We start from the raw sequence: 26,397 nt of genomic DNA on the forward strand, positions 1-26,397 counted from the left end.
CGCGGCGATGTACCGGCGCAGGAGGCGTCCCAACGGACCAACGGGACGCCCCTGCGACCGGTTCCCCTCGCTTTGGGCCACCATGTTCAGACATTCCCACACCGGATGTCTCATGGCCAGCGTGGATCAGCTACGAAATCGTCACTTGACCACGCCGGGGCAGATCAGTCACGGAACGTCACCACGGTGACGCCCGCCCGCGCCGGCACGGGGTCGTTCATCGCCGCCAGCGCGGCCGGGACGTCGTCGAGGCCGATCCGCTGTCCGATCAGCGCGGCGAGGTCGATCCCGGCCGTCTCGACGACGCGCAGCAGCTCCGGGTACTCGTGGGCCTGCAGCCCGTGGATCCCGACCAGCTCCAGCTCGCCGCCGATGACCCGGTGCATCGGGATCGGCGCGACGCCCTGCGCGGGCGGCATCAGCCCGGCCTGGACGTGCCGGCCGCGCTTGCGGAGGCTGCCTACCGACGCCGCGCAGGTCGACGGCGAGCCGAGGCAGTCGAGCGAGACGTGCGTGCCCCCGCCGGTCAGCTCGCGCACGTGCGCGGCGACGGCTTCGGGGCTCTCGAACGCCGAGGAGTCGACGGTGACGGCGGCCCCGGACTTCTCGGCGAGCGTCAGCGCCGCGGGTGAGACGTCGACCGCGACGACCTTGGCGCCCGCCGCGACAGCGAGCAGCACCGCCGAGATCCCGACGCCGCCGCAGCCGTACACCGAAACCCACTGGCCCGCGGTGACCCGGCCCTGCCGCAGCACCGCGCGGAACGCCGTGCCGAACCGGCAGCCGAGCGCGGCGGCCTCGGCCGAGCCGAGGGAGTCCGGCAGCGCCACCAGGTTCGTCTCGGCGTGCTCGACGGCGACGCGCTCGGCGAACGAACCCCAGTGCGTCGCGCCGGGCTGGAACTCGCGGTCGCAGATCTGCTGGTCGCCGCGGGCGCACTGGGCGCACGTCCCGCACGCGCAGACGAACGGCACGGTGACGCGGGCGCCGAGCTCCCAGCCGCGCACGCCCACGCCGAGCGCGACCACGCGGCCAGCCAGCTCGTGCCCGGCGACGTGCGGCAGCTTCACGGCGGTGTCGTGCCCCTGCCAGGTGTGCCAGTCGCTGCGGCAGACGCCGGTCGCGTCGACCTCGATCACCGCACCACCCGGCGGCGCCACCGGCTCCGGGACGTCCTTGACGACCGGCGGGGCGCCGAACTCCTCCATCACCACGGCTCGCATGGCGCGAGCCTACGTGATCCGCTCAGGTGAGCGGTTTTCCGTTGCTACTGCTCAATTGAGCGGGGGTGGCGTCGGATGAAAGCGCGTTCTGCTCCGCGGCGGGCCGAGGAGCTTGCTGAGCGAGCCGTCCGGCACGTTCAGGATGTCCTCGAGATTCCGCAAGGCTTCCAACGATTCCGGCCGCTCCGGCCGGCACCGCCCGGACTGCCAGTGGCTGAGGGTGGCCAGGCTGACCGTGGTTCCCCTGCCGCGCAAGCGATAGCGGATCCGATCGAGGCCGAGGCCGCGGGCCCTGATCGCCGCGCGCAGGGCGACGTCGAACGGCCCGGCGGCCAGCAGCTGGCTCAGCTCCGCCTGTTCCCCCCGGTCGATGGTGCGTGTTCGCTGACCGGTCATCACAACGCTCCGAAGCACTCCCGAATACGAACATTGGAGCGTAGGCGCAGGTTCGCAAGATCGGAAGGGCACTCACCCACCTGCGAGTTACGCCGCACGCGCCTCTTCGGCGATCGCGGCGAACGGTTCCGCGTAGCCGGAGTTGATCGTGACGTAGGAAATCCCCCACCGCTCCCGCCAGCCGAGAAGCCTTTCCGCCGCTTGACCTGGATCAGCGGGCAGCACGGTGACGGCCCCGGCGGCGGTGAGCTCGGGCACGTCGACCCCGGCCCACCGCGCGATCCCGGGCGACGGCTCGTCCCCGACGGCCACGAGGTTCAGCCCGAGCTCGATGTCCGGCAGCCGCGCCCCGGCGAGCGCCCGGAATCGATCCACAATGGACTGCGCCTCGGCTTCGGTGGTCGTGGGCGCCCAGGTGAAGCTGAGGGTGTCGGCTTCTTGCGCGGCGAGCGCCAGCATTTTCGGTCCCCCGCCGGCGAGAACCAGCGGCGGCCGGTCCGCGGTCTCCTTGAGGACGGCGATCGTCTCCGCCATCCGTGTGATGCGCTCACCCGGTCCGCCGAACTCCCGCCCGAGGCTTTCGGCGTGCGGCCGCGCACCGGGCCGCCCGACCCCGAGCCCGAGCTCGAACCGGCCCCCGGTCTGCTGGTGCAGCGTCCGGGCCTGCCAGTCGAGGGCCTTGGCGTCCCGGAAGGGATCGGCGAGCACGAAGGTGCCGACGGTGAGGTCCAGCGTGACCGCGGCGGCGGCCCCGAGCAGCACGAAGGGATCGGCCCAGCCGACGGGATCGGTGGCGAGCAGGGTGTCGAAGCCAAGCTTCTCGACCCGCTCGGCCTGGGCGGTCCACGAGGTCAGATCACGAGCGTGACCGGCAACGACGCCGAAGCGGAAGGGTTTCATGCGGCCATGGTCTCGGCCGCGAGCGTGTCACCACATCCGCTTCGGGACGTCAGTCGCGCGTACGCCTCCGGGCGTCATCACGGCTCGATCACCTTCCGTAACAACGGAGCCCGCCAATCCGTCTGTGCACACATCCCCGGCAAGGAGAGCGAGACCAGACGATGACCATCGAACCGAACACCGACCAGGCACCGCAGCCCGAGCCCGCTCCGCAGCCTGTGCGGCGAAGTCGCAAGCCGCTCGTCTTCGCTGTCGCAGGCGTCGTCGCCGCTGCGCTGGCCACCGTCGTCGCCGTCGTCCTCATGACGTCGGGCAGCACGTCGGTCAACGGCACCCTGGCCTTGCTGTGCGACATGAAGTGCACCAAGTCCACCGCCGACGGCTATGACGGGTACGGCGACCTCCGGGACGGTTCTCAAGTCACCCTCGTGGACGAGAGCGGCCGGATCGTCGCGAGCACAGAGCTGCACCGAACCCCCGGCGAGGAGACGAAGATCGTCGACGGGATGTGGGTGCGCACGTTCACCTTCGCCTTCACCGACGTGCCCGGCGCGGATCGCTACGGCGTGCACGTCGGCAACAGCAACCGCGGCACCCTGTGGAAGGACGCCGACGAGGCGGAGCGCGTCGGCTTCCAGCTCTCGATCGGCGGCTGACCTGAAGCCGCCTCAGCGCAGGGTGACCGACAAGGCCTGCGCGATCTCCTTGCCGATCGCGTGCGTGGCGGCGTCCGGGGGTGAGCCCACCTTGACCACCATCGGGCCGCCGAACGGCTGGCGCTCGACCACCTCGATGCGTTCGCCCAGGTTGATCGCGTGTTCGGTCAGGTAGCGCAGCAGCTCCGGGTCCGTGTCCCAGACCCGGACGATCTCGCCCACCGCGCCCGGCTCGAGGTCGTCGAGGATGCGGACCGCCAGTTCCTCCACGCTGCCGTCCGCCGCCGGGATCGGGTCGCCGTGGGGGTCGCGGACCGGGTTGCCCAGCTTGGCCGCGATGCGCTCGACCAGCCGGTCCGACACCGCGTGCTCCAGGGCGTCCGCCTCCGCGTGGACCTCGTCCCACGTGTAGCCGAGCTCGGACACCAGGTACGTCTCGATCAGCCGGTGGCGCCGCAGCACCGAGCGCGCGAGCTGCCTGCCGTCGGCGGTGAGCTCGATGCCGCGGTACGGCACGTGGGTGACCAGCCCGAGCTGGGACAGCTTCGTGACCATCCCCGACGCCGAGGACGGGCTGACCTCCAGCCGGCCGGCGAGCGAGGTGTTCGTGACCGCCTCACCGCGTTCGACCAGGCCGTAGATCACCCGGACGTAGTCCTCGACCGACGAGGACCTCCGGACCGAACCATCTCCCATGCCGCATACGATACGGGGCCGGGTTCTTTCTCGTGAAAGTTCACGGCCGCCAGCGGTAGCGGATCCAGCCGGGGACCGGCTCCGCGCCGAGCTGGGCGTAGAACGCCTCGCCCTTTTCGTTGCCCTCCTGCATGTCCCACTCGACGCGCCCGGTCGTGCGGGTGCGCAGCTCGTCGAGCAGCTCGCCGCCGAGGCCGTGGCGCCGGTGCGCGGGCCGGATGAACAGGTCGTCCAGCCAGATCCCCGGCCGGGCCTCCCAGGTCGAGAAGTTCCAGCTGCAGAAGGCGAAGCCGGCGACCGTGCCGGGCTCGCCGGGCGGGGTCGCGATCAGCACCCACGCCTTCGGATCGGCCCCGAACAGGTGACCGCTCATCTCGGCGCGGTCGAGCTTGAGGTCGTGGTTGTCCTCGTAGACGGCGTGCTCCTCGATGAGCGCGCAAATCTCTTCGACGTCTTCGAAGACGGCGTCGCGGACGGGCATCGTGCCTCCCGTTTCTGTCGGTGGTGGTCGTTACGGTCGTGCTCGGAGGTGGTCGATGTCCCCGGAAGAGAAGTTCGATGCGCTGGTCGACGAGTTCACCGGAGAGCCGGGCATCACGCCACCCGGCGCGACCGGCGGCTTCGGGCGCACGGCGCTGCGGGTGAACGGCCGGATCTTCGCGATGTTCGTCCGCGGGCAGCTGGTGCTCAAGCTGCCGAAGGCGCAGGTGGACGAGCTGGTCGAAGGCGGCGACGGCGTGCGGTTCGACGCCAACAAGGGCACCCCGATGAAGGAGTGGCTGGCGCTGGGGAACGACTCGAAGCGGGCTTGGCCCGCGCTCGCGCGCGAAGCGCTCGATTTCGTGGACGGGAGGTGATGCTTCACGACAGCCGGGCCTGGTAACGCAGTTCGCCGCCGACGGCCGTGCCCTGCACGGTCAGGCCGTCCAAAGCGGACTCGTCCAGCGGCGATCCCGAAAGCACCGCGAAGTCGGCGAGCTTCCCGGCCTCCAGGGTGCCCAGATCGCGTTCCGCGAAGGTCGCGTACGCCGAGCCATACGTGTACGCGCGCAACGCCTCCTCGGGCGTCAACGCCTCTTCGGGCGCGAAGGGTGCGCCGGACGCCGTCCGCCGGCGCACCATGTCGGCGAGCGCGAGCAGCGGCGCGCCGTCGACGACTGGGCGGTCCGAGGACGCGGGAAGCACGCAACCCGCGTCGAGGACGCTTCGCAGCCGGTAGCACCAGGGGACGCGGGACTCGCCGAGCGCGGCGCGCATGCCGTCGCCGAGCTCGTTGACGAACCGTCCCTGCGGCGAAGGGAGCAACCCCAGCGAGGCGATCCGAGACAGCTCCGCGGGCTGAAGCACCGCGCAGTGCTCGATGCGGTGCCGGTGGTCCGTACGCGGCGAAGCAGCCAACGCGGCTTCGTACGCGTCGACGACCACGGTGATCGCGCGGTCGCCGATGGCGTGCGTCGCGATCTGCCAGCCCGCGTCGTGCGCGCGACGGATCGTCTCGGCCAGGGCGTCCTCGGGCACCTGGAAGTAGCCGACGTTGCCCGGCTCGCCGTCGAACGGGTCGTGCATCGCGCAGGTGCGCCCGACCAGCGAGCCGTCGGCGAACAGCTTCATCGGGCCGACGCGCAGCCACTCGTCGCCGAGGCCGGTGCGCAGGCCGAGGTCGAGGCCGAAGCCGGCGTCGTCGGGCAGGTCGTGCAGGACGCTCGCGGCGACCATCACCGTGCTGCGCACGCGCAGCACGCCGGTGTCGCGCGCCTCCTGGTAGGCCGCCAGTTCGGCGGGCGTCTCGCCGACCAGCCCGCCGCCGATCCCGGCCTCCTGGACGCTGGTGATGCCCTCGGAGAGGTACCGCTCGGAGGCCCGGCCGAGGCCGCGGACGACGCGCGAAACCGGCGTCGGGTACGTCAGCGGCCGCAGCAGCAGCTGGGCCTGCTCGCGCAGCAGCCCGGTCGGCGAGCCGTCCGGGCCGAGCACGAGGTCGCCGCCGACCGGCACGTTGCCGACGTCGAGCTGGTCGAGGACGGCCGAGTTGACCACGGTCATGTGCCCGGACGTGTGCTTGAGCCGCACGAGCATCCCCGGCGCGGCCCGGTCGAGGCCGTGCCGGTCCGGGTGCCCGCCTGCGAGCTTGTTCTGGTCGTAGCCGCTCCCGACGACCCAGCTGCCGGCGGGCACGGAAGCCGCGCGCGCGGCGACGGCGTCGTAGACCTCGTCGACGCTGCGGCAGTCGCTCAGCGGGACGTCGTCGAGGCCCATCCCGAACCACGCCATGTGGTTGTGCGCGTCGTGGAAGCCGGGCACGACGAAGCCGCCACCGAGGTCGACCCGCGAACGCGCCGAAAGGGCCGTGGCGTCGTCGCCGAGCGCGACCACCCGGCCATGCAGCACGGCCAGCGCATGGGTGCCCCCGGCGCCCGTCCACACCGTGGCGTTCTCGTAGACCGCATCGACCCGCATGGATTCAGAGGCTATCGATCGATCGATCGAACGTCTAGCATCGGCCTCATGCCCACCGTGGACTTCGCCGTCGAGGACGGCATCGCGCAGATCCGGCTGAACCGGCCCGAGCGGCTGAACGCCGTCGCCGCCGTGCTGGTCGACGACTTCCTCGCCGCTCTGGACGCCGCCGCCCGCAGTGACGCCCGCGTCGTCGTGCTGTCCGGCAACGGCCGGGCCTTCTGCGCCGGTCACGACCTCAAGGAACCCACCCCAGCGGGTGACTCGCGGGCGCGCCTGGACCGGCTCCAGGACGTCACGCGGCGGCTGCGCGGGCTGCGCCAGCCGGTGATCGCGGCCGTGCACGGCTACGCGATCGGCGCCGGCGCGGAGTTCGCGCTCGGCTGCGACCTGATCCTGGCCGCCGAGGACGCCGTCTTCGCGTTCCCCGAGGTCTCGCTGGGCCTGAGCGTCACCGGCGCGGCGTCGCGGCTGCTGCCGCTGCTGGTCGGCCCGCTCAAGGCGAAGGAGCTCCTGCTGCTCGGCGAGCGCTTCGACGGCCGCAAGGCCGCCGAGCTGGGCATGGTCAACCTCGCCGTGCCCGCCGAGCAGCTGCGGGCCGAGGCGCACGGCTGGGCGAAGCGGATCGCCGAGCACCCGCCCGCGGCCGCGGCGATGGCGAAGCGCGTCCTCGACGCGAGCACGGACATCGAACCCGCGCTCGAACTCGAGGTCAGCCACGCCCTGATCACCGAAACCTCGGCCGCGGTCGCCGCGTCCACGGAGGCCTTCCGGAGCCGGACGTGACGCCGCTCGCCGACATCGGCACGCTCGCCCAGCTCGTCACGCGGGCCGCGCAGCTGTGGCCGGAGCGCACGGCGTGGGTGTTCGATCACCTGGACCGGAAGTTCACGTTCGCCGAGGTCGACCGCGAAAGCTCACGGATCGCCGCGGCGCTGTCCGAACACGGGATCGGCCCCGGCGACCGGGTCGCGGTGATGCTGCGCAACCAGCCGGAATTCCCGCTGCTGTGGCTGGCCCTGGCGAAGATCGGCGCGATGCTGGTGCCGGTCAACACGAACTACCAGGAGTTCGACGGCGCCCACGTCCTCCGCCACTCCGGCGCGAAACTCGTGGTCGCCGCCGCGGAGTTCGTCGAACTGGTCAACCGGATCGGCGGGATCGAAGTCCTCACCCCGGACCAGCTCCGGACCGGCGCCGAACCGCCGGGCTTCACGCCGGTGCCCGAACTGCCGGTGAACATCCAGTACACCTCGGGCACGACCGGCGCGCCGAAGGGCTGCGTCCTGCCGAACCGGTACTGGACGACCCTCGCCGTCGGCCTGGCCACCGACTTCCCCGCCGTCGGCGAGGACGACGTCATGCTGACCGCGCAGCCGTTCCACTACATCGATCCACAGTGGAACGTCGCGTTGGGGCTGGCCGCCGGCGCCACCCTCGTCGTGCTGGACCGCTTCCACCCCAGCACGTTCTGGGCGAAGGTCCGCGAACACGGCGTCACCTGGTTCTACTGCCTCGGCCTGATGCCGACGCTCCTGCTGCGCCAGGAACCGTCCGACGCCGACCGCGAGCACCGCGTCCGCGCGATCTGCGCGTCCGCGATCCCCCTGGACCTGCACGCCGAACTGGAGGCGCGCTGGGGCGTGCCGTGGTACGAGGCGTTCGGGATGACCGAGACCGGCGGCGACATCCGGATGACGGCCGCGGACCACGACGAGACCGTCGGCACTGGCTGCATCGGCCGGCCGAGCCGCGACCGCGAGGCGATGATCGCCGGCGGCGACGGGAAGCCGCTGCCGCGCGGGGAAACCGGCGAGCTGCTGATCCGCGGGATCGGCCTGATGCACGGCTACCACGAAGACCCCGAAGCGACCGCGAAAGCGTTCGAGAACGGCTGGTTCCACACCGGCGACCTCGCGCGCATGGACGACGCCGGCCGCGTCTACTACGTCGGCCGCACGAAGGACATGATCCGCCGCAGCGGCGAGAACGTCTCCGCCGACGAGGTCGAGCGCGCGCTGCTGCTGCACCCCGCCGTCCGGCTCGCGGCCGTCGTCGCGGTGCCGGACGAACTGCGCGGTGAAGAGATCAAGGCGTACGTCGTGTGCGACGGCGACCGTCCCGAACCGGCCGCGCTCGCCGCGTTCTGCGCGGAAAAGCTGGCCTACTTCAAGGTTCCGCGGTTCTGGGCGTTCGCGGACGAGCTGCCGATGACGCCGTCCGAGCGCGTCGCCAAGGGCGAGCTGCGGAAGGTGGCCGACCCGCGGGCCGGGTCATGGGACGCGAAGGCGGAAGCGTGGTCGTGAGCAGCCGGGAGCGCGTCCGCGCGGCGGCGGTGAAACTGTTCGCCACCAAGGGTTTCCACGGCACCGGCATCCGCGATCTGGCGCAGGAGGCCGAACTTTCCTCGGCGAGCCTGTACCACTACATGGGCACCAAGGAGGATCTGCTCGCGGAGATCATGCACACGGCGCTGAACCGCCTGCTGGACGCCGCCCGCGAAGCGACCGTGGGCAGCGCGGACCCGGTGCACCGGCTGCGCACGCTGGTGGCGCTGCACGTCCTCGCGCACGCCGTCGGCCCGGCGGAAACCCGCGTGGTGGACAACGAAGTCGACGTGCTGTCCCCGGCCGCGCGCGAGCCGGTGGTGGCGCTGCGCGACGCGTACGAACGCCTGTGGGCGACGGCGATCGACGAAGGCGTCGCGGCGGGGGTGTTCCACACCGAGCACCCGGCCGTGACGCGGCTCGCGCTGCTGGAGATGTGCAGCGGCGTGGCCCGGTGGTATTCCCCGAGCGGCCCGCTGGCCCTGGACGCGTTGGCCGAGCACTACGCGGAACTGGCGTCCAGGGCGCTGGGCTGCACTTCGCCGTCCGGCGCCGCCGACTTGCCACGCTGCCGGGAAATCGTCGCGAAAGAGTGGGGCGTGTCCGTTTAGCGGCGCTTTTACCTGTGTACGCCTTGCCCAGACGGCGTGCGTGGGGGACGCTCGAAGGGTGACTGAGGAAACGATCCAACTGGAACTGGACGACTCGGGTCTCGCGCCGGGCCTCCCGGCGCCGGCACACCCCCGCGATCAGGTGCAGGACGTCCCCTATCGCCCCGTCGAGTTCCGTGATGACGATCTCCCCACCGCCCTGGAGCGGTGCTCCGCGTGGCTACGGCAGGCGCAGGAATGGCTGGGCGAGCCGCTCGACGTCCTGGCCATCCACCTCGACTACGACGACCGCAAGGGTTCGCCGTACTACGACGTGAAGCTCCTGTGCAACGAAGAGGACCTCGCCGGCGTCCCGATCGCCATTCGCAACAAGCAGTAAGCAGTACGCAGCCGAACAGCCGTCAAGGCCGCCGGAAAGGCGGCCTTGACGGCTTCACGCTTTTCGGGGTCAGCCCAGCACCCCGCCGACCTTCACGTGCCCCTTGAGCAGGTTGCGCGCGATGGTGCGGCGCTGGATCTCGTCGGTGCCCTCGTAGATGCGCAGCAGCCGCAGCTCGCGGTACCACCGCTCGACCGGCAGCTCCCGCGTGTAGCCCATGCCGCCGTGGATCTGCAGGACGCGGTCGACGATTTCGTTGGCCTTCTGGCCGCCGTACAGCTTCGCCATCGACTGCGCGTGCCGCGAGTCCAGGCCCTGGTCGACCTGCCAGGCGGCGTTGAGCACCAGCCACCGCAGCGCCTCGAGCTCGACGCCGGAGTCGGCGATCATCCACTGGATGGCCTGGCGTTCGGCGATCTTCTGCCCGAACGTCTCGCGTGTGTTGGCGTGCTCGATGGCCATCGAGATCAGCCGCTCGCACGAGCCGATCGCGCGGGCCGGCAGCAGGTAGCGGCCCTGGCCGATCCACTGCATGGCGAGCTCGAACCCGCGGCCTTCTTCGCCGAGGATCTGCGTCTCCGGGACGCGGACGTCCTGGAAGATCAGCGACGCCGGGCCCCACTCGCCCATGGTGTCGATGTACTCGGACTTCCAGCCGGCTTCGCGGTCGACGAGGAAGCAGGTGACGCCGCCGTTCGCGCCCTTCTCCGGGTCGGTGATCGCGAAGACCATCGTGAAGTCGGCTTCGTTGCCGCCGGTGATGAAGGTCTTCTCGCCGTTGATGATCCAGTCGGTGCCGTCCTTGCGGGCGGTGGTCCGGATGGCCTTGGCGTCCGACCCGGCGCCCGGCTCGGTGATCGCGAAGCACGACTTGCGCTCGCCCGAAATGGTCGGCAGCAGGTAGGTCTGCTTCTGCTCTTCGTTGGCGTGGAACAGGATGTTGTCCGCCGAGCCGCCGAACCGGAACGGCACGAAGGTGCGGCCGAGCTCGGCTTCGAGCAGCGCGGCCATCACGGCGGACAGGCCCATGCCGCCGTACTCCTCCGGCGTGAGGACGCCCCAGAAGCCCGACTCCTTGGCCTTGAGCTGGAGGTCCTTGAGCTCCTCGCCGGTCAGGCCGGGCTGGTGCGCGCGCTCGCGCCGGAGGACTTCCTGCTCGAGCGGGATCAGCTCCCGCTGGACGAACGTGCGGACCCAGTCGCGCACTTCACGTTCTTCGGTGCTGAGAGAGAAATCCATCCGAGCTGCTCCTCCGACACTGGCTAAGCGCTTGCTTAGCTCCAGGGTACCTCTTATGAGCCGGATTACCCCAGACCTGTCCCCGGATTCGTGACAACGGCCCGCGCCGCCGGAAGGATCGGGGGCGTGATGGAGATCGTGGTCCGCTGGTCGTCGCCGCTGCCCGCCGAAGAGCGCTTCCTGCGCCTGCTGGACGACGTCGAGCAGGGGCGGTTCGAGGCGTACCGGCAGGACGCGGACAAGCGGCGCTTCCTCACCGGCCGCGTGCTGGCGAAGACGGTCGCGGCGGAGCGCCTCGGCCTGGCCGTGGAGTCGGTGAAGTTCGACGCGACCTGCGAAGACTGCGGAAAACCGCACGGCAGGCCCCGGGTCCCGGGCGCGGACCTGACGCTGTCGATCTCCCACTCGGGCGAGCTGATCGGGGTGGCGGCGACCCCGTCGGTCCCGGTGGGCTTGGACGTCGAAACGGCGGGCCGCCGCGCGGACGACGGACTCATCGAGTACGCGCTGAGCCCCGCCGAGGCCGCGCACCTGACCGGGTTGGGCGCGGAGGAGAAGGCGGCGGCGTTCTTCGTCTACTGGACGCGCAAGGAAGCCGTGATGAAGGCCACGGGCCGCGGGCTGCGCATCCCGTTGAAGAGCATCACGTTCTCCCGCTTCGACGAACGGCCCCGGCTGCTCGCGTCGGACGACGCGGCCCTGGACCCGGCGAAGACCCGCTTGGCCGACCTGAAGGCGGCCGACGGCTACCGCGCGGCGATCGCCGTGCTGACCACCGAGGAGCTGTCGGTGACCGAGGAGCTCTGGGCCCCCTAGACCGGCAGGTCCTCCAGGCCCATCGCCGCCAGCAGCGTCCGGAACTTCGCCGTCGTCTCGTCCAGCTCCGCCTGCGGGTCCGAAGCCGGGACGATCCCACCGCCCGCGTACAGCCGCATCGAGGTCGATGCGATCTCCGCGCAGCGGATCGCTACCGCCCACTCGCCGTCGCCCGCGGCGTCCACCCAGCCGACCGCGCCCGCGTAGTAGTCGCGGTCGAACGGCTCCAGCTCCTGGACCAGCTCGCGCGCGCCGTCGGTCGGGGTGCCGCAGATCGCCGGGGTCGGGTGCAGGGCCGCCGCGAGGTCCAGGGCCGTGATGTCCGGGTCGGCCAGCTCGCCGGTGATCGGGGTGCGCAGGTGCCAGATCGCCGGCGTCGTGACCAGCTCCGGCTCGGCCGGGACGGCCAGGGTCCGGCAGAACGGCCGCAGCGCCTCGACCAGGTAGTCGATCACCACCGCGTGCTCGACCTGGTCCTTGCGGGACGCCCGCAGTGCCTCGCCGTTGGCGCGGTCGGCCACCGGGTCGGCCGAGCGCGGCATCGAGCCCGCGTGCGGGGACGAGAACACCGTGCGGCCCGTACGGCGCAGCAGCAGCTCGGGTGTGGCGCCGACCAGCGACCGCCCGCCGGGCAGCTCGGCCGCGTACGTGAAGTGCCGGGGGTTGCCGACCGCCAGGTTGCGCACGACGCGCTCGGCGGACACCGGTGCGTCGAACTCGAGGTCCAGGGCGCGGGCGAGGACGGCTTTGCGCAGGTCCCGCGCGCCCAGGGCGTCGACAGCCGCCGAGACGGCTGCCATGTGCTGCGCCGGCGACGGCACCGCGTGCACCCGCACGGGCGCCGGCAGGACCTCGCGCGGCAGCGAAGGCGCGCCCTCGGCGCGGTGGACGGTCCGGGGCACGACCAAGTGGCCCGGCACCTTCGTGTCGGGCCCGGTGTCGAACGGGAGGAGGCCGACGGCCAGCGGAGCACCCGTCTCGGCCAGGACGCCGGGGATCGCCGAGGCGAGCCGCCGCGGGTCCGTCTCGGTGACGGTCCGGAGGGTGCCCTGCGCGAGGAGCGCGCGCGAGGCCGTCGTGAACAGGAAGTCGCCACGCTGGTAGCGGGCGGCGAGGTCGAGTGCCGGGGTCGCCGGGTCAGGTGAACTCACCTCACCAGCGTCCCAGGCTTCGGGAGATCCGCGAGGGAAGTGTCGCGAGCGACACTCCCCTCGCGGGAGCTCCTGGTGACGGCTACTTGAGCGCGTCGATGAGCGCCTCGCGCTGGCGCTCGCCCAGGCCGGCGGCCCGCCGGTCCGGGTCGATGCCGGCCTGCTCGAGCAGGGCGGCGACCTTCACCGCGCCGAGGCCGGGGACGGCCTTCAGCAGCTGGGTGACCTTCGTCTTCCCGATGGTCTTGTTCTCCTTGGCCTGCTTGAGCACCTTTTCGATGCTCTCCTTGCCGGACTTGATCGACGCGAGCAGCTCCGAACGCGCCTTGCGAGCCTCGGCGGCCTTGGCCAGGGCCTCGGCGCGCTGCTCCGGAGTCAACGTAGGCAGAGCCAACGTAGTAGTCCTTTCCTCTCAGGTCTCCGCTTTCGCGGCCGACGACTTTTGTGAGTGCTTGCTGCTGCAAGCGCTGCTCAGCCGTCTCTTACCACGGCCCCAGTAAACGCCACCGGCTTCACGGCCGTGCAACCGACACGCACTTATTACCCCCGGAGGTGATACCGGGCAACCCGCTCCGGCCTGCGGAAACGCTCCCAAGAAGCGTCCAGAGTGGCCCGGCTCACCCGGAAGTGAAGCCTCCACTACCCGCTGTTCGAGCGCGTATTTCCTTGTCCATAAGGAAAAGCGTAAGAATTGATGATCATGATCATCGACCGGTCGTCGCCCGATCGCGCGACGACCGTGACCGAACGGAGCCGTTGTTGACCATGCCCGCTTCACCCGATCCGCACTAGAGTCGGCCCAACCCCAGTTCACCGGCGAACAACCCCCGGGAGCGACCATGTTGAGCACCATGCAGGACGGCCAGCTGTCGCTGGCGAACCTGCTCCGCCACGGCACGTCGGTGCACTCGGCGAGCGAAGTCATCACCTGGACCGGTTCAGAAGCCCGGCGCGAGACCTACGGCGACCTCGGCCGCAACGCCGCCCGCCTCGCGAACGCTCTCCGGAGCCTCGGCGTGACCGGCGACCAGCGCGTCGGCACGTTCATGTGGAACAACGCCGAGCACCTGGCCGCCTACCTGGCCGTCCCGGCGATGGGCGCCGTGCTGCACACCCTGAACATCCGGCTGTTCCCCGAGCAGCTGGTCTTCGTCGCCAACCACGCCGAGGACCAGGTCGTCATCGTCGACGGCACGCTCGTCCCGCTCCTGGCGAAGCAGCTGCCGGAGTTCAAGACGGTCCGGCACGTCATCGTGGCCAACGGCGACGCCGCGTCGCTCGAGGCCCCTGCCGGCGTCGAGGTGCACTCCTACAGCGAGCTGCTGGCCGCCCAGCCGGACACCTTCGACTGGCCCGTCGTCGACGAGCGCTCGGCCGCTGCGATGTGTTACACGTCGGGTACGACGGGTGACCCCAAGGGGGTCGCCTACTCGCACCGCTCGATCTGGCTGCACTCGATGCAGGTCTGCATGAGCGACAGCATGAACCTCGCGCAGAGCGACAAGGCGCTGGCCATCGTGCCGCAGTTCCACGCGATGGCGTGGGGCCTGCCGTACGCGGCGCTGATGGTCGGCGCGTCACTGCTGATGCCGGACCGGTTCCTCCAGCCGGCGCCGATCGCGGCGATGCTGGCCGCGGAGAAGCCGACCTTCGCCGGCGCGGTCCCGACCGTCTGGCAGGGCCTGCTCGCCCACCTCGACGCCCACCCGCAGGACATCTCGCACCTGCGCGAGGTCGTCGTCGGCGGGTCGGCGGTGCCGCCGTCGCTGATGCACGCCTTCCAGGAGAAGCACAAGGTCTCGATCCTGCACGCCTGGGGCATGACGGAGACGTCGCCGCTGGGCAGCGTCGCCCGCCCGCCCGCCGGTGCGACCGGCGACGAGGCCTGGCGCTACCGCTACACGCAGGGCCGCTTCCCGGCGGCGGTCACCGCACGACTGATCGACGACGACGGCGCCGTGCTGCCCTGGGACAACGAGGCCGTCGGCGAGCTCGAGGTCCAGGGCCCGTGGATCGCCGGCTCCTACTACGGCGGCGACCAGGTCGACCCGGAGAAGTTCCACGACGGCTGGCTGCGCACCGGCGACGTCGGCAAGATCAGCGCCGACGGCTACCTGACGCTGACCGACCGCGCCAAGGACGTCATCAAGTCCGGCGGCGAGTGGATCTCCTCGGTCGACCTGGAGAACCAGGTCATGGGCCACCCGGCCGTCGCCGAGGCCGCGGTCGTCGGCATCCCCGACGAGAAGTGGGACGAGCGGCCGCTGGTCGCCGTCGTGCTCAAGGAGGGCAAGACCGCCACGCCCGAGGAGCTGCGGGAGTACCTCAGCGACAAGGTCGCGAAGTGGCAGCTGCCGGAGAACTGGACGTTCGTGGACGAAGTGCCCAAGACGAGCGTCGGCAAGTTCGACAAGAAGCGCATCCGCGCGTCCTACTCCGAGGGAAAGCTCGACATCGCACAGCTCTAACGGGTAAATCTCCGGCGAGTCTTCATGCCTCTGAAGGCCGCCATGAGGGAGTCTGACGCCTTCATGGTGGCCTTCAGAGCACGTCGGAGGGGTTCTGGGGATGCAGCGGAACAGGCGGAGTTTTCTCGCGCTCGCGGGAATGGGCGCGCTGGCGACGGCTTGCGGGTCGAACACCGGACGGCAGGGCACGCCGCCGCCGTCGACGGCCTACAGCGCGGGGCCGCCGCCGTCGGACGCGCCGAAGGTCACGCTCCAGCAGTGGTACCACGCGTACGGCGAAGACGGCGTCCAGGAAGCGGTCAAGCGCTACGCCGCGAGCTATCCCGGCGCGACGGTCAACGTGCAGTGGAACCCGGGTGACTACGATTCGAAGATCGTCACCGCGCTGCAGAACAGCAAGGTGCCGGACGTCTTCGAGGCGCAGGTCAAGATCGACTGGGTGCGGCAGAACCAGGTCGTCTCGCTCGACGACGTCATCGCGCCGGTCAAGGGTGACTTCAGCCCGGCCGTGCTCGCCGCGCAGACCGTCGAGGGCAAGGTCTACGGGATCCCGCAGGCCACCGACACGCAGGTGCTCTTCTACCGCAAGAGCCTGCTGCAGGCCGCGGGCGTGCAGCCGCCGCAGACGGTCGACGAGCTGGTCGACGCGGCCGCGAAGCTCACGAAGGACGGCGTCAAGGGGTTCTTCGCGGGCAACGACGGCGGTGTCGGCGTGCTCACCGGGCCGCTGCTGTGGTCGGCCGGCCTCGACTACCTCAAGAACGGCAACCGCGAAGTCGGCTTCGACGACCCGCGCGCGGCGACCGCGCTCGGCAAGCTCCACACGCTGAACTCCAACGGCTCACTGCTGCTCGGCGCGCCGGCGGACTGGTCGGACCCGGGCGCGTTCGTCGACGGCCTCGCCGCGATGCAGTGGACCGGGCTGTGGAACGTGCCGAAGATCCGCGACGCGTTCGACGACGACTTCGGCGTGCTGCCGTTCCCGAAGCTGGACGGCAGCGGCGCGCCGTCGGTCCCGGTCGGCGCGTACGGCGCGATGGTGAACGCCAAGAGCCTGCACGTCGCCGAGGCCAAGGCGTTCGTGAAGTGGCTGTGGATCGACAAGACCGACGACCAGCTGGAGTTCGCCACCAAGTTCGGCTTCCACGTCCCGGCGCGCCAGAGCCTGGTCGCCCAGGCGAGCAGCCTCGCGTCGGGCCCGGCCGCCGACGCCGCCCGGTTCGTCAAGGAGAACGGCCACCTGGTCGGCGGTCCGGTGTGGACACAGCAGGCGAACACGGCGTTGTCCGACGCGGTCGCGAAGATCGCCAAAGAGGGCGCCGACCCGGTCGCGCAGACGAAGACCGCGGTCGAGGTGGCCCAGTCCGAACTGAAGCGCCTGTTCGGATGAGGCGGCGCGATGCGCGCGCGTTCTGGTTGTTCGTCGGGCCGTTCCTGATCGGGCTCGCGCTCTTCGCGTACCTGCCGATCGGCTGGAGCGCGTACCTGTCCTTCTTCGACGCGCGCAACACGGTGACCCCGACGGACTTCGTCGGGCTGGACAACTACGGGCACATGCTCACCGACGAGCCGTTCCTGTCGAGCCTGGGGACGTTCAGCGTGTTCGCGGTGTTCATCGTGCCGCTGACGTTCGCGCTGTCGCTGGCCCTCGCGCTGGGCGTCAACCAGCTCCGGTTCGCGCGGGCGTTCTTCCGGTCGGTGTTCTTCCTGCCGTTCGCGTGCTCGTACGTCGTCGCGTCGCTGATCTGGAAGACGTCGCTGTTCTCGGGTGTCCGCTATGGACTCGCGAACACCGTCCTCGGGCTGTTCGGCGCGGACCCGGTGGCCTGGACCGGGACGGTGGACCCGCCGCTGTACTGGATCGTGCTGGTGACGGCTCGGTTGTGGCTGCAGCTCGGGTTCTACATGATCCTGTTCATCGCGGCCCTGCAACGGATCCCGCGGCACCTCTACGAAGCGGCCTGGCTCGACGGCGCGAAACCGGGCTGGCAGGTCTTCCGCAACGTGACGCTGCCGCAGCTGCGCGCGACGGCCGTGGCGGTGCTGCTGCTCAACCTGATCAACGCGTACCAGGCGTTCGACGAGTTCTACAACATCATGGGCGACTCCCGGGGTTATCCCCCGTTCGCCCGGCCGCCCTTGGTGTACCTGTACTACACGTCGCTCGGCTCGGGCGGCCAGGACCTCGGCCGCGGCAGCGCGGGCGCGGTGATCCTGGCGCTCATCATCGCCTTGGTGACGCTGCTGCAGGGCCGCGTGCTGCGCTTCGGACGTGCGTCGTGAGGGCGTTCTTCCGCTGGACGGCACTGGTCGTCGCGGCGGTGCTGTTCCTGCTGCCGTTCTACCTGCTGGTGCGCAACGGGCTGGCGTCGCGCGCCGAGATCACCGCTCCACAGTGGACGTTCTTTCCATCCACAGTGCACTGGGAGAACTTCGGCAAGCTGTTCTCGCTTTCGGACGTCCCGTTCGCGCGGAGCCTGCTGAATTCCTTGATCGTGGCGGTTTTGCAGACCTTCGGACTGCTGGTGATCTGTTCGCTGGCGGGGTACGGGCTGGCGCGCATCCCGTACCGGCATTCTCGGGGCGTGTTCTACGCCGTGCTGGCGACCCTGATGATTCCGACGTCGGTGACTTTCGTGCCGAGCTTCGTGGTGGTTTCGTCGCTGGGCTGGCTTTCGGACTTCCGCGGGCTGGTGGTTCCCGGGCTGTTCAGCGCGTTCAGCGTTTTCCTGTTCCGGCAGTACTTCCTCGACTTCCCGCGTGAGCTGGAGGAGGCCGGGCGCGTCGACGGCCTGACGCGCTGGGGTGTGTTCTGGCGCATCGTGGTCCCGAATTCGAAGGGTTTCTTCGCGGCCATCGCGGTCATCACGGTGATCGGCAGCTGGAACGCGTTCCTCTGGCCGCTGATCATCGCCCAGTCCCCCGATTCGTGGACGGTTCAGGTGGCTTTGTCGGGATTGCTGACGGCGCAGAACCCGCAGCTGAACCTGCTGTTCCTGGCCGCGGCGGTGTCGATTCTGCCGATCGTGGTGCTGTTCGCCGTTTTGCAGCGCTATCTGGTCCGGGGCGTGACGGAGTCCGGTTTGGGCGGCTCGTAACACGCGGGCGGACGGGGCCGACTTCGGTAGGTCCCGAACGAAGAGGTGCGACATGACCATTCCCGACCCGTACGCGCAGGAACCGCCGGCGCAGCTGCCGGTCCCGATCGAACCGGCGTGGCGGCCGCAGTACCCGGTGTCCGCGCCGGTGCCCGTCCAGCAGCCGTACCCCGGGCCCTACAACGCGATGCCGTACCCGATGCTGCGCACCAGCGGGCTCTGCGTCGCGGGCATGGTGATCGGCATCCTGGCGCTGATCGGGTTCTGGATCCCGTTCGGCGACGTGTTCATGGGCGCGCTCGCGATCGCGTTGTCGTGGGCCGGCATGGTGCAGAGCGCGAAGCCGGGCTACACCGGCCGCGGCATGGGCATCGCCGGCCTCGTCTGCGGCATCCTCGCGATCATCCCGGCGATCATCGTGGTCGTGCTGTTCCTGTCCTTCGGCGTCGCGCTGATCTGAGCGCCCGGATTCACCACGACGTTCGGCGGTACTCCCCTCGCCGCGTCGTGTGACAGGGTGGACTGAATTGTCACGATGAATGTTTTTCATGTTCACCGTGCGTCCACTCCTGTCCGGCACGGTGCTGGGCAACCGAGATGACTGGGGAGCGAACACCATGGCCGAACTCACCCGGCGCACCTTCGCCACCGCGGGCGCCGCCGGTGTCGGACTCCTGCTGTGCACGCCCACCGCGAACGCCCTCGACCGCGCCCTGCGGCTCACGACCGCGCGCTCGGTCACCACCGCCGGCACCACCCTCGAGCAGGTGGCCACCGGCGGCGGCACCGCGACCTACAGCCGGCTGAGCGCGGGTCCGGGCTGGCCGCTGGTCGTCCGCGGCGACCTCGCCACCCCGCAGAACGGCCGCGACGACCGGCGCCGCGCGCTCGGCGCGTTCGTGCAGTTCACCGATCTGCACATCACGGACACCGAGAGCCCCGCGCGATTCGAGTACCTGCACCCCTTCATCGGCTCCGCGCACCGGCCGCAGGAGGTGCTCGGCACCGTCGCCACCAGCGCGCTCGTCGAGCGCGTCAACAGCGTGCGGCAGGGCCCGTTCACCGGACGGCCGTTCGACCTGATGGTCACCACCGGCGACAACACCGACAACCACGAACTGATCGAGCTCGACTGGTTCCTCAAGGTCCTCAACGGCGGCAGCGTCACGCCGAACTCCGGCGACCCGAACGCCTACGAAGGCGTGCAGAACTCGGGCAACCACGAGTTCTGGAACCCGGGCAGGCCGGGCACCGACGACTACTCCGCCAAGGGCTTCCCCCAGATCCCCGGCCTGCTCGAAGCGGGCATCAAGACGTTCACCGCGCCCGGCCTCGACGTCCCGTGGTTCTGCACGTTCGGCAACCACGACGACAGCATCGTCGGCTCGCTGCCGGCGCAGATCCCCGGCATCGACACCTGGTACACCGGCAAGTACAAGGTGATCGGCAAGGACGAGACCTCCGCCAAGAAGCTCGCCGACGCGATCAAGAGCGGCTCCAGCGTCCCGGTCGGCGAACTGTTCGGCGGCAGCGGCACGATCCGCGAGGTGACGCCGGACGCGCGGCGCCGCCCGTTCACCACCGGCGAGTTCGTCCGCGCCCACCTCGACGCGGCCAACACCGGCCCCGGCCCGGCCGGGCACGGCTTCACCAGCGCCAACGCCGACGGCAAGAACGTCTACTACACGTTCCGGATCGCCCCGGGCGTCACCGGGATCAGCCTGGACACGACGACCGACGCCGGGTTCGCCGACGGCTCGATCGGCCTCGCGCAGTACAACTGGGTCGAGGCGACGCTCAAGCGCAACAGCTCGAAGTACTACGACTTCTTCGGCCGCAAGGTCACCCAGACCGTCACCGACGAGCTGATCCTGCTGTTCAGCCACCACACCAGCGGCACGATGGGCAACGTGCTGCCGGACTCGCGGCACCTGCTCGACCCGCGCCTGGACGGCAACGCGTTCGTCGCGCTGCTCAAGCGGTTCCCCAACGTGCTGGCCTGGGTCAACGGCCACACGCACCTCAACAAGATCACCCCGCACGCCGGGAACACCCCGCAGCAGGGCTTCTGGGAGATCAACACCGCATCGCACATCGACTTCCCGCAGCACGCCCGGATCGTCGAGGTCGCCGACAACGCCGACGGCACGTTGTCGCTGTTCACGACCTTGATCGAGGCGGAAGCGCCGTACGCCGTGGACTACGGCGCCCGAACCCCGCAAGCGCTTGCGTCGCTCTACCGCGAGCTGTCCTACAACGACATCCACACCAACCTCGGCCGCGTCGGGGACGCCGTGGACCACAACACCGAGTTGCTGCTCGTCAACCCGCTGAGCTGAGCGCGTTACCCGCGGGGTAATCGCCCTCGGGCGCGGCCGTGCGGCACAGTGACCGCATGACCGATCCCGAGGGCACGCAGCTCTTCCACCGCACCATGCCGTTCTCCGAACGCCTCGGCGTCGAAGTTCTGGAGCACGCGCCCGCGCTCGTCCGCAGCCGGCTGAAGTGGGACGAGAGCCTCTGCACGCTCGGCGGCGCGCTGCACGGCGGCGCGCTCATGGCGCTGGCCGACTCGACCGGCGCCGTCTGCGCGTTCCTCAACCTGCCCGAGGGCGCGCAGGGCACCACGACCGTCGAGTCGAAGACGAACTTCCTGCGTGCCGTGCGTTCGGGCTACGCCGTTGCGTCGTCCAGACCACTGCACGCCGGGCGCAAGTTCGTCGTGGTGGAGACGGAGATCCACGACGACGGCGGCAAGTTGGTCGCGAAAGTGACACAGACGCAGGCCGTGCTCTAGACAGCTGTTTACATACCCGGCCGGACCGGCGAAAATCCCTGCCTACTGGGTGGGTCTATCAGGGAGCCGGGATGCGGGCACGCAAGTTGTTCACCTTATTGTCAGTCGTCGTGTTGACTGCTGTAACCGCACAAGTCGCCGAAGCCGCGCCCGCCCGGCCCGGCGACGACGAAGCGATCGACTACCACGAGTGGAACGGCGGCCGCTTCCACGAAGGCCACTTCGCCGGGCTGGACCTGACGCGCGACGGCCTGCGCATCACGCACCCGGCGGGCACGGTGGAGCACACCGAGCCGGAGCTGGGCACGACGAGAACGTACGAGTACGGCCAGTGGACCTCGCCGGAGTACCGCGAGGGCTTCGGCGCGACGCAGCTGGTCGCGTCCTGGAACGCGAAGACGCCGGAGAAGACCTGGCTGCAGGTCGAAGCGCAGGGCCGGACGTCGGCGGGCGTCGAAACGGCGTGGTACGTCATGGGCCGCTGGGCGAGCGGCGACGGCGACATCCTCCGCACGAGCGTCGACGGGCAGGACGACGCGAACGCCGCGGTGGACGTCGACACGCTGGTCATGAAGACCGGGGTGACGCTCGAGTCGTACCACCTGCGGATCAGCCTCTACCGCGAGAAGGGCTCGCACGCGACGCCGTCGGTGACGTCACTGGGCGCGATGACCTCGGCGGTGCCGGACCGCTTCGACGTCCAGACGACGAAGCCGGGCCGCGCGACCGGGATCGAGCTGAAGGTGCCGGCGTACGCGCAGAACCTCCACAAGGGACAGTTCCCCCAGTACGGCGGGGGCGGCGAGGCGTGGTGCAGCCCGACGTCGACCGAGATGGTGGCGGAGTACTGGGGCAAGAAGCCGTCGGCGGCGGAGATGTCGTGGATCCCGGCGGACTACGTCGACCCGTCGGTGGCGTTCGCGGCGCGCTACACCTACGACCACGCCTACGACGGCACGGGCAACTGGCCGTTCAACACGGCGTACGCGGCGTCGCGCGGGCTGCGCGGGCACATCACGCGGCTGCACTCGCTGAACGAGCTGGAGAACTACATCGCCCGCGGCATCCCGGTGATCACGTCGCAGTCGTTCCTGGCCTCGGAACTGGACGGCGCGGGCTACGGGACGTCGGGGCACATCATGGTGGTCGTCGGCTTCACGAAGGACGGCGACGTGATCGCGAACGACCCGGCGTCCAGCAGCAACGACCGGGTGCGCAACGTGTACAAGCGCGACCAGTTCGAGAAGATCTGGCAGCGGACGAAGCGTTACCGCGCGGACGGCACGGTGGCGAGCGGCCCCGGCGGCGTCGCGTACATCATCACCCCGGCCTGAGTGTCTTGCCGTCCGCTCCCGGATCGTGCGAGCCGGGAGCGGGCGGGAAGGTCCCGGAGGCCCGTGCCAGACTGCCGTCACCATGCGCCCCCTGCTGTTCCTCGACATCGACGGCCCCCTGATCCCGTTCGGCCGCGTTCCGGCGAGTACGCGCAGTTCACGGACGCCGACCTGGGCAATCCCCTGCTGTCCCGGGTCGACCCGGGGCCGCACTGGAAGACCCGGCCGATCGTCGAGCACGCGGCGGGCCGCCCGTTCGCCTGGGTCGACGACGAAACCACCGACGCCGACCGGAGCTGGGTCGCCGAAGTTGCGTAACACGCAACTCGTTGCGCATGAGTCACCGACTCTCACTCATGCGGATGTCGCCATCCCACCGTGATCCGTGGCAAGCTGCGGGCGAACCTGCAGTGCAGCCGGAAGGTGGATTCGCATGCCGTACGAGGTCCAGGGGGTCGTTTCGCGGGCGAAGGGTGAGCCGGTCTCGCTGGAGACCGTGGTCGTCCCGGATCCCGGGCCGGGCGAGGCCGTCGTGAACGTGCAGGCCTGCGGGGTCTGCCACACCGATCTGCACTACCGCGAGGGCGGGATCAACGACGACTTCCCGTTCCTGCTCGGCCACGAGGCCGCCGGCGTCGTCGAGGCGGTCGGCGACGGCGTCACCGATCTCGAGCCCGGCGACTACGTCATCCTCAACTGGCGCGCCGTCTGCGGCACCTGCCGGGCCTGCAAGCGCGGCAAGCCCTGGTACTGCTTCTCCACCTTCAACGCCGCCCAGCCGATGACCCTCACCGACGGCACCAAGCTGTCGCCCGCCCTGGGCATCGGCGCGTTCCTCGAGAAGACACTCGTCCACAGCGGACAGTGCACGAAGGTGAACCGCGAGGCCGAACCCGCGGTCGCGGGGCTGCTCGGCTGCGGGGTGATGGCCGGGCTCGGCGCGGCGATCAACACCGGGGCCGTCACGCGCGGCGACTCGGTCGCGGTCATCGGCTGCGGCGGGGTCGGCGACGCCGCCATCGCGGGCGCGAAGCTGGCCGGCGCCACCACGATCATCGCGATCGACACGGACGACCGGAAGCTCGAGTGGGCGAAGGACTTCGGCGCCACGCACACGGTGAACAGCAGGAACCTGTCCGAGGAGCAGGTCGTCGAGGCCATGCAGGACGCCACGCACTCCTTCGGCCCGGACGTCGTGGTCGACGCCGTCGGCCGCCCGGAGACCTGGCGGCAGGCCTTCTACGGCCGCGACCTGGCCGGCACGGTCGTCCTCGTCGGCGTCCCGACGCCGGACATGCGGCTGAACGACCTTCCCCTGATCGACTTCTTCTCGCGCGGCGGTTCGCTCAAGTCGTCCTGGTACGGCGACTGCCTGCCGAGCCGGGACTTCCCGATGCTCGTCGACCTCTACCTGCAGGGCCGGTTGCCGCTCGACAAGTTCGTCACCGAGCGCATCGGCGTCGACGGCGTGGAGCAGGCCTTCGAGCGCATGCACCGCGGTGACGTCCTCCGCAGCGTGGTGACGTTCTGAACCTCTTCGCCGACGCGGACTACCCGGCCGACCCCTATCCGGGGACCCGGCCGGGCTACTCCTTCGTGCACGAAAACGGCGTCGGCCGGCCGCTGGACACCGCGCCGGACGGCTGGCGCGACAGGCAGGCCGTGCTCGCCTACGGCTCCAACGCGAACCCGTCGAAGATCAGCTGGATGCGTGCCGAACTGGGCCTCGAAGGCCCGGTCGTGGTGGCGCACGCCCGCTGCGACGGCCTCGCCGCGGTGTGGGCGGCCGGCCTGCGCTACCGCGACGGCCAGCGCCCGGCGACGCTCACCGCGCTGCCGGGCGTCGAGGAGCACGCCGTCTGGTTCGTGACGCCGGACCAGCTCGCCGTGCTGGACGTCTGCGAAGGCCGCGGCAACCGCTACCACCTGGTCCGGCTCACCGAGCCGCGCATCACGCTCGAAGACGGCAGCCCGGTGACGGACGTGCTGGCCTACATCGGCGCGGTGCCGATCCGCTACCCGCTGCTGGTCGACGGCAAGCCGGTCCGCACGGCCGACGTCCCGCAGGCGCAGGCCGTCGAGCTCCGGGGCGAGCCCGCCGACGGCCCCGGCGTGGCGTGCGAGGTCGTCGAGCCGCCGGACGGGCGCACCTTTCCCTAGATCAGCTTGCCGGGGTTGAGGATCCCGGTCGGGTCGACCGCGTTCTTCGCCGCGCGCAGCACGTCGACGCCCAGCGCGCCGATCTCCGCCTTCAGGTAGGGCGCGTGGTCGACGCCGACGGCGTGGTGGTGCGAAATCGTGCCCAGGCCGGCGATCGCCTCGCACGCCGCCGCCTTCGCGCGCTGCCACTGGCCGACCGGGTCGGCCTCGTCGCGGGCCGTCAGCACCGTGAAGTACAGCGACGCGCCCGTCTCGTACGCGTGCGAAATGTGGCACATGACGATCGCGCGCCCCAAGGACGCCGTGAGCGCCGCGCGGACGTCGTCCCGCAGCTCGTCCACATTGGACCAATAGGCGGCGGTCTCCAGGGTTTCGACGCAGACCCCGTGGTCCATCAGGGCATCCCGCTGCCGGGGCCCGGCGAACCGCCCGTGCCGCCACGACTCACCGAGCGCCTTGCCGACGCGCACCGCGCCCAGCGCCTTGAGCCGCCGGGCCGTCCGGCTGCGCCGGATCGCGACGTCGTCGGCGGTGCCCTCCCAGCCGACGATCAGGAAGCACGGGTGCGGCACCCCGCGCGCGGCCAGGTACCTGCGCAGCACCGTCGTCTTCAGGCCGGCGTTCAGCGCCAGCGAAACCTCGGTTTCGTCCACATCGGACAGCCGGGTCACGTCGGCGAGCGCGTGGTGCTGCGCGAGGTCGCGGACGGCTTCGCGGCCCGCTTCCCACCCCGGCAGCGCGTAGCCCTCGTACCGCTTGACCGGCGGCGCCGGCCGCACCCGCAGCGACACCTCGGTGATGACGCCGAGGGTCCCTTCGCTGCCGACCGCGAGCTGCCGCAGGTCCGGCCCGGCGGCGGACGCCGGCGCGATCCCGAGCTTCCACTCGCCGCGCGGGGTGGCCAGCCGCACACCCTTGACCATGTCCTCGAAGCGGCCGTAGCCCGACGACGCCTGCCCGGCCGAGCGCGTCGCCGCGAAGCCGCCGATCGTGGCGCGCTCGAACGACTGCGGGATGTGCCCGAGGGTCAGGCCGTGCTCGCCGAGGAGGCGCTCGGCCTCGGGACCGCGGACACCCGCCTGCAGGACGGCGATGCGCGACTCCGCGTCGACCGACACCAGGGCGTCGAGCCGGGCGAGGTCGAGGGCGATGACCGCTGTCTTCTCCCCGCTGAGCGCGGCGACGCCGCCGACCACCGACGTGCCGCCGCCGAAGGGCACGACACCGACGTCGTGCCGGACGCAGACGTCGAGCACGGCCTGGACCTCGTCCGGGTCGGCCGGCAGCACCACCGCGTCGGGCACCGGGAAGCCCACCTCGGGCGACCGGCGGCGCAGCAGGTCGAGGTAGGACAGCCCGGTCGCGCGCGCGAGCCGCTCGGCGTTCTCCACCAGCACGTTCTCCGCGCCGACGACCTCCGACAGCGCCGTGACAGCAGATCCGGCCAGTTTCGGTGACGGTATTTCCACCGGCATTTCGCCCGCGGGGGCAGCACCGGGGGCGATCGGACCGATACGCTGGTCGAGCCACTTCGCGGCCCGGGCGGGCAGCCGGGCGGCGTCGGCGGCTTCCGGGGTCCAGGACCCTCGAAGGCGGTGGTCAATGAGCGCGTTCACCGATACAGTGTGACACATGGACGTGAAACGTCACACCACCCAGACCGCGGGTTCCTCCGCGCTCGCGGACACC

Annotated in this window: 28 protein-coding genes; 18 read left to right on the plus strand and 10 right to left on the minus strand. The window is 70.6% G+C overall.

All coding sequences use genetic code 11. The features are described from left to right. Nucleotides 1-164: 164 nt before the first annotated feature. From ACWEN0_RS04000 to ACWEN0_RS04010, 3 genes are all read right to left on the minus strand, one after another. A complete protein-coding gene (locus ACWEN0_RS04000) occupies nucleotides 165-1,223 on the minus strand; it encodes a zinc-binding dehydrogenase (RefSeq protein ID WP_451968713.1) in 1,059 nt (352 codons plus the stop codon). Between the two features lie 51 nt (nucleotides 1,224-1,274). Continuing rightward, entirely contained in the window at nucleotides 1,275-1,619 is a 345-nt protein-coding gene (locus tag ACWEN0_RS04005) for a transcriptional regulator (protein WP_451968714.1), read from the minus strand. Between the two features lie 87 nt (nucleotides 1,620-1,706). Then, nucleotides 1,707-2,519 (minus strand): LLM class flavin-dependent oxidoreductase, encoded by an 813-nt coding sequence (locus ACWEN0_RS04010; protein ID WP_451968716.1) that lies wholly within the window; start codon nucleotides 2,517-2,519, stop codon nucleotides 1,707-1,709. Between the two features lie 161 nt (nucleotides 2,520-2,680). On the opposite strand from ACWEN0_RS04010, the gene ACWEN0_RS04015 reads away from it, so the two are divergent. Then, nucleotides 2,681-3,175 (plus strand): hypothetical protein, encoded by a 495-nt coding sequence (locus tag ACWEN0_RS04015; protein WP_451968718.1) that lies wholly within the window; start codon nucleotides 2,681-2,683, stop codon nucleotides 3,173-3,175. 12 nt (nucleotides 3,176-3,187) lie between these two features. Here ACWEN0_RS04015 and ACWEN0_RS04020 read toward each other — a convergent pair whose 3' ends face one another. Together ACWEN0_RS04020 and ACWEN0_RS04025 are read right to left on the minus strand one after the other, a co-directional pair. Continuing rightward, nucleotides 3,188-3,871, minus strand: coding sequence for a metal-dependent transcriptional regulator (locus tag ACWEN0_RS04020; RefSeq protein WP_451968720.1), 684 nt, complete (start codon nucleotides 3,869-3,871; stop codon nucleotides 3,188-3,190). A gap of 40 nt (nucleotides 3,872-3,911) precedes the next feature. Beyond that, nucleotides 3,912-4,352, minus strand: coding sequence for an N-acetyltransferase family protein (locus ACWEN0_RS04025; RefSeq protein WP_451968722.1), 441 nt, complete (start codon nucleotides 4,350-4,352; stop codon nucleotides 3,912-3,914). Nucleotides 4,353-4,407: 55 nt separating this feature from the next. Between ACWEN0_RS04025 and ACWEN0_RS04030 the strand changes: the two genes are divergently transcribed. Then, nucleotides 4,408-4,728 carry a hypothetical protein gene (locus ACWEN0_RS04030; RefSeq protein ID WP_451968724.1) on the plus strand — a complete coding sequence of 107 codons (321 nt, stop codon included), beginning with the start codon at nucleotides 4,408-4,410 and terminating at the stop codon, nucleotides 4,726-4,728. Nucleotides 4,729-4,732: 4 nt separating this feature from the next. Here the strand turns inward: ACWEN0_RS04030 and ACWEN0_RS04035 are convergent, their stop codons facing one another. Then, entirely contained in the window at nucleotides 4,733-6,328 is a 1,596-nt protein-coding gene (locus ACWEN0_RS04035) for an amidohydrolase (protein ID WP_451968726.1), read from the minus strand. A gap of 48 nt (nucleotides 6,329-6,376) precedes the next feature. Between ACWEN0_RS04035 and ACWEN0_RS04040 the strand changes: the two genes are divergently transcribed. From ACWEN0_RS04040 to ACWEN0_RS04055, 4 genes are read left to right on the plus strand one after another with little or no spacing between them, the layout of a single operon-like run. Continuing rightward, nucleotides 6,377-7,114, plus strand: a complete 738-nt coding sequence (locus ACWEN0_RS04040) for an enoyl-CoA hydratase/isomerase family protein (RefSeq protein ID WP_451968728.1) — start codon at nucleotides 6,377-6,379, stop codon at nucleotides 7,112-7,114. Beyond that, nucleotides 7,111-8,634, plus strand: coding sequence for an ATP-dependent acyl-CoA ligase (locus ACWEN0_RS04045; protein WP_451968730.1), 1,524 nt, complete (start codon nucleotides 7,111-7,113; stop codon nucleotides 8,632-8,634). Before ACWEN0_RS04040 ends, ACWEN0_RS04045 begins: the two co-directional genes overlap by 4 nt. Next, entirely contained in the window at nucleotides 8,631-9,266 is a 636-nt protein-coding gene (locus ACWEN0_RS04050; RefSeq protein WP_451969846.1) for a TetR/AcrR family transcriptional regulator, read from the plus strand. The genes ACWEN0_RS04045 and ACWEN0_RS04050 overlap by 4 nt, the downstream gene beginning before the upstream one ends. A gap of 58 nt (nucleotides 9,267-9,324) precedes the next feature. Continuing rightward, nucleotides 9,325-9,645, plus strand: coding sequence for a hypothetical protein (locus tag ACWEN0_RS04055; protein ID WP_257920800.1), 321 nt, complete (start codon nucleotides 9,325-9,327; stop codon nucleotides 9,643-9,645). A gap of 69 nt (nucleotides 9,646-9,714) precedes the next feature. Here ACWEN0_RS04055 and ACWEN0_RS04060 read toward each other — a convergent pair whose 3' ends face one another. Next, the gene (locus ACWEN0_RS04060) at nucleotides 9,715-10,884 is read right to left on the minus strand and encodes an acyl-CoA dehydrogenase family protein (RefSeq protein WP_451968731.1); all 1,170 of its coding nucleotides are present in this window, start codon (nucleotides 10,882-10,884) and stop codon (nucleotides 9,715-9,717) included. Between the two features lie 129 nt (nucleotides 10,885-11,013). Here ACWEN0_RS04060 and ACWEN0_RS04065 point away from each other — a divergent pair, with 129 nt between their 5' ends. Beyond that, a complete protein-coding gene (locus tag ACWEN0_RS04065; protein WP_451969848.1) occupies nucleotides 11,014-11,700 on the plus strand; it encodes a 4'-phosphopantetheinyl transferase family protein in 687 nt (228 codons plus the stop codon). Here the strand turns inward: ACWEN0_RS04065 and ACWEN0_RS04070 are convergent. Together ACWEN0_RS04070 and mihF are read right to left on the minus strand one after the other, a co-directional pair. Continuing rightward, nucleotides 11,697-12,851 (minus strand): isochorismate synthase, encoded by a 1,155-nt coding sequence (locus ACWEN0_RS04070; protein ID WP_451968733.1) that lies wholly within the window; start codon nucleotides 12,849-12,851, stop codon nucleotides 11,697-11,699. The two genes, ACWEN0_RS04065 and ACWEN0_RS04070, sit on opposite strands and share 4 nt — an antisense overlap. An 82-nt stretch (nucleotides 12,852-12,933) precedes the next feature. Next, entirely contained in the window at nucleotides 12,934-13,245 is a 312-nt protein-coding gene (mihF, locus tag ACWEN0_RS04075; RefSeq protein ID WP_051767699.1) for an integration host factor, actinobacterial type, read from the minus strand. Nucleotides 13,246-13,690: 445 nt separating this feature from the next. Between mihF and ACWEN0_RS04080 the strand changes: the two genes are divergently transcribed. From ACWEN0_RS04080 to ACWEN0_RS04130, 11 genes are all read left to right on the plus strand, one after another. Next, nucleotides 13,691-15,319 (plus strand): long-chain fatty acid--CoA ligase, encoded by a 1,629-nt coding sequence (locus tag ACWEN0_RS04080; protein ID WP_451968734.1) that lies wholly within the window; start codon nucleotides 13,691-13,693, stop codon nucleotides 15,317-15,319. A 100-nt stretch (nucleotides 15,320-15,419) separates the two neighbouring features. Further along, a complete protein-coding gene (locus ACWEN0_RS04085; RefSeq protein ID WP_451968735.1) occupies nucleotides 15,420-16,709 on the plus strand; it encodes an ABC transporter substrate-binding protein in 1,290 nt (429 codons plus the stop codon). Then, nucleotides 16,706-17,602: a carbohydrate ABC transporter permease gene (locus ACWEN0_RS04090; protein ID WP_451968736.1), complete on the plus strand. Its 897-nt coding sequence runs from the start codon at nucleotides 16,706-16,708 to the stop codon at nucleotides 17,600-17,602. The genes ACWEN0_RS04085 and ACWEN0_RS04090 overlap by 4 nt, the downstream gene beginning before the upstream one ends. After that, nucleotides 17,599-18,417 (plus strand): carbohydrate ABC transporter permease, encoded by an 819-nt coding sequence (locus tag ACWEN0_RS04095; protein WP_451968738.1) that lies wholly within the window; start codon nucleotides 17,599-17,601, stop codon nucleotides 18,415-18,417. Before ACWEN0_RS04090 ends, ACWEN0_RS04095 begins: the two co-directional genes overlap by 4 nt. 52 nt (nucleotides 18,418-18,469) lie before the next feature. After that, nucleotides 18,470-18,877, plus strand: a complete 408-nt coding sequence (locus ACWEN0_RS04100; RefSeq protein ID WP_451968739.1) for a DUF4190 domain-containing protein — start codon at nucleotides 18,470-18,472, stop codon at nucleotides 18,875-18,877. A gap of 157 nt (nucleotides 18,878-19,034) precedes the next feature. Then, nucleotides 19,035-20,756: a TIGR03767 family metallophosphoesterase gene (locus ACWEN0_RS04105; RefSeq protein WP_451969850.1), complete on the plus strand. Its 1,722-nt coding sequence runs from the start codon at nucleotides 19,035-19,037 to the stop codon at nucleotides 20,754-20,756. A 56-nt stretch (nucleotides 20,757-20,812) separates the two neighbouring features. After that, on the plus strand, nucleotides 20,813-21,214 hold the full coding sequence (locus ACWEN0_RS04110) for a PaaI family thioesterase (protein ID WP_451968741.1): 402 nt from the start codon (nucleotides 20,813-20,815) through the stop codon (nucleotides 21,212-21,214). 71 nt (nucleotides 21,215-21,285) lie between these two features. Continuing rightward, nucleotides 21,286-22,548: a peptidase C39 family protein gene (locus ACWEN0_RS04115; RefSeq protein WP_451968743.1), complete on the plus strand. Its 1,263-nt coding sequence runs from the start codon at nucleotides 21,286-21,288 to the stop codon at nucleotides 22,546-22,548. 63 nt (nucleotides 22,549-22,611) lie between these two features. Beyond that, a complete protein-coding gene (locus tag ACWEN0_RS04120) occupies nucleotides 22,612-22,866 on the plus strand; it encodes a hypothetical protein (RefSeq protein WP_451968744.1) in 255 nt (84 codons plus the stop codon). Between the two features lie 115 nt (nucleotides 22,867-22,981). After that, nucleotides 22,982-24,079: an S-(hydroxymethyl)mycothiol dehydrogenase gene (locus ACWEN0_RS04125; RefSeq protein WP_451968745.1), complete on the plus strand. Its 1,098-nt coding sequence runs from the start codon at nucleotides 22,982-22,984 to the stop codon at nucleotides 24,077-24,079. A 65-nt stretch (nucleotides 24,080-24,144) separates the two neighbouring features. After that, a complete protein-coding gene (locus ACWEN0_RS04130) occupies nucleotides 24,145-24,708 on the plus strand; it encodes a gamma-glutamylcyclotransferase family protein (RefSeq protein ID WP_451968747.1) in 564 nt (187 codons plus the stop codon). Here ACWEN0_RS04130 and ACWEN0_RS04135 read toward each other — a convergent pair. Next, on the minus strand, nucleotides 24,705-26,324 hold the full coding sequence (locus ACWEN0_RS04135) for an FAD-binding oxidoreductase (RefSeq protein ID WP_451968749.1): 1,620 nt from the start codon (nucleotides 26,322-26,324) through the stop codon (nucleotides 24,705-24,707). The genes ACWEN0_RS04130 and ACWEN0_RS04135 overlap by 4 nt on opposite strands. Nucleotides 26,325-26,397: the final 73 nt, after the last annotated feature.

The sequence above is a fragment of the Amycolatopsis sp. NPDC004378 genome (assembly GCF_053602455.1).

Coding starts and splice junctions, on each gene's coding strand:
- ACWEN0_RS04000 (WP_451968713.1), bottom strand. CDS start 1,223: ATGCGAGCCGTGGTGATGGAGGAGTTCGGCGCCCCGCCGGTCGTCAAG.
- ACWEN0_RS04110 (WP_451968741.1), top strand. CDS start 20,813: ATGACCGATCCCGAGGGCACGCAGCTCTTCCACCGCACCATGCCGTTC.
- ACWEN0_RS04040 (WP_451968728.1), top strand. CDS start 6,377: ATGCCCACCGTGGACTTCGCCGTCGAGGACGGCATCGCGCAGATCCGG.
- ACWEN0_RS04100 (WP_451968739.1), top strand. CDS start 18,470: ATGACCATTCCCGACCCGTACGCGCAGGAACCGCCGGCGCAGCTGCCG.
- ACWEN0_RS04090 (WP_451968736.1), top strand. CDS start 16,706: ATGAGGCGGCGCGATGCGCGCGCGTTCTGGTTGTTCGTCGGGCCGTTC.
- ACWEN0_RS04115 (WP_451968743.1), top strand. CDS start 21,286: ATGCGGGCACGCAAGTTGTTCACCTTATTGTCAGTCGTCGTGTTGACT.
- ACWEN0_RS04005 (WP_451968714.1), bottom strand. CDS start 1,619: ATGACCGGTCAGCGAACACGCACCATCGACCGGGGGGAACAGGCGGAG.
- ACWEN0_RS04010 (WP_451968716.1), bottom strand. CDS start 2,519: ATGAAACCCTTCCGCTTCGGCGTCGTTGCCGGTCACGCTCGTGATCTG.
- ACWEN0_RS04035 (WP_451968726.1), bottom strand. CDS start 6,328: ATGCGGGTCGATGCGGTCTACGAGAACGCCACGGTGTGGACGGGCGCC.
- ACWEN0_RS04125 (WP_451968745.1), top strand. CDS start 22,982: ATGCCGTACGAGGTCCAGGGGGTCGTTTCGCGGGCGAAGGGTGAGCCG.
- ACWEN0_RS04025 (WP_451968722.1), bottom strand. CDS start 4,352: ATGCCCGTCCGCGACGCCGTCTTCGAAGACGTCGAAGAGATTTGCGCG.
- ACWEN0_RS04030 (WP_451968724.1), top strand. CDS start 4,408: ATGTCCCCGGAAGAGAAGTTCGATGCGCTGGTCGACGAGTTCACCGGA.
- ACWEN0_RS04080 (WP_451968734.1), top strand. CDS start 13,691: ATGTTGAGCACCATGCAGGACGGCCAGCTGTCGCTGGCGAACCTGCTC.
- ACWEN0_RS04020 (WP_451968720.1), bottom strand. CDS start 3,871: ATGGGAGATGGTTCGGTCCGGAGGTCCTCGTCGGTCGAGGACTACGTC.
- ACWEN0_RS04060 (WP_451968731.1), bottom strand. CDS start 10,884: ATGGATTTCTCTCTCAGCACCGAAGAACGTGAAGTGCGCGACTGGGTC.
- ACWEN0_RS04065 (WP_451969848.1), top strand. CDS start 11,014: ATGGAGATCGTGGTCCGCTGGTCGTCGCCGCTGCCCGCCGAAGAGCGC.
- ACWEN0_RS04015 (WP_451968718.1), top strand. CDS start 2,681: ATGACCATCGAACCGAACACCGACCAGGCACCGCAGCCCGAGCCCGCT.
- ACWEN0_RS04085 (WP_451968735.1), top strand. CDS start 15,420: ATGCAGCGGAACAGGCGGAGTTTTCTCGCGCTCGCGGGAATGGGCGCG.
- ACWEN0_RS04105 (WP_451969850.1), top strand. CDS start 19,035: ATGGCCGAACTCACCCGGCGCACCTTCGCCACCGCGGGCGCCGCCGGT.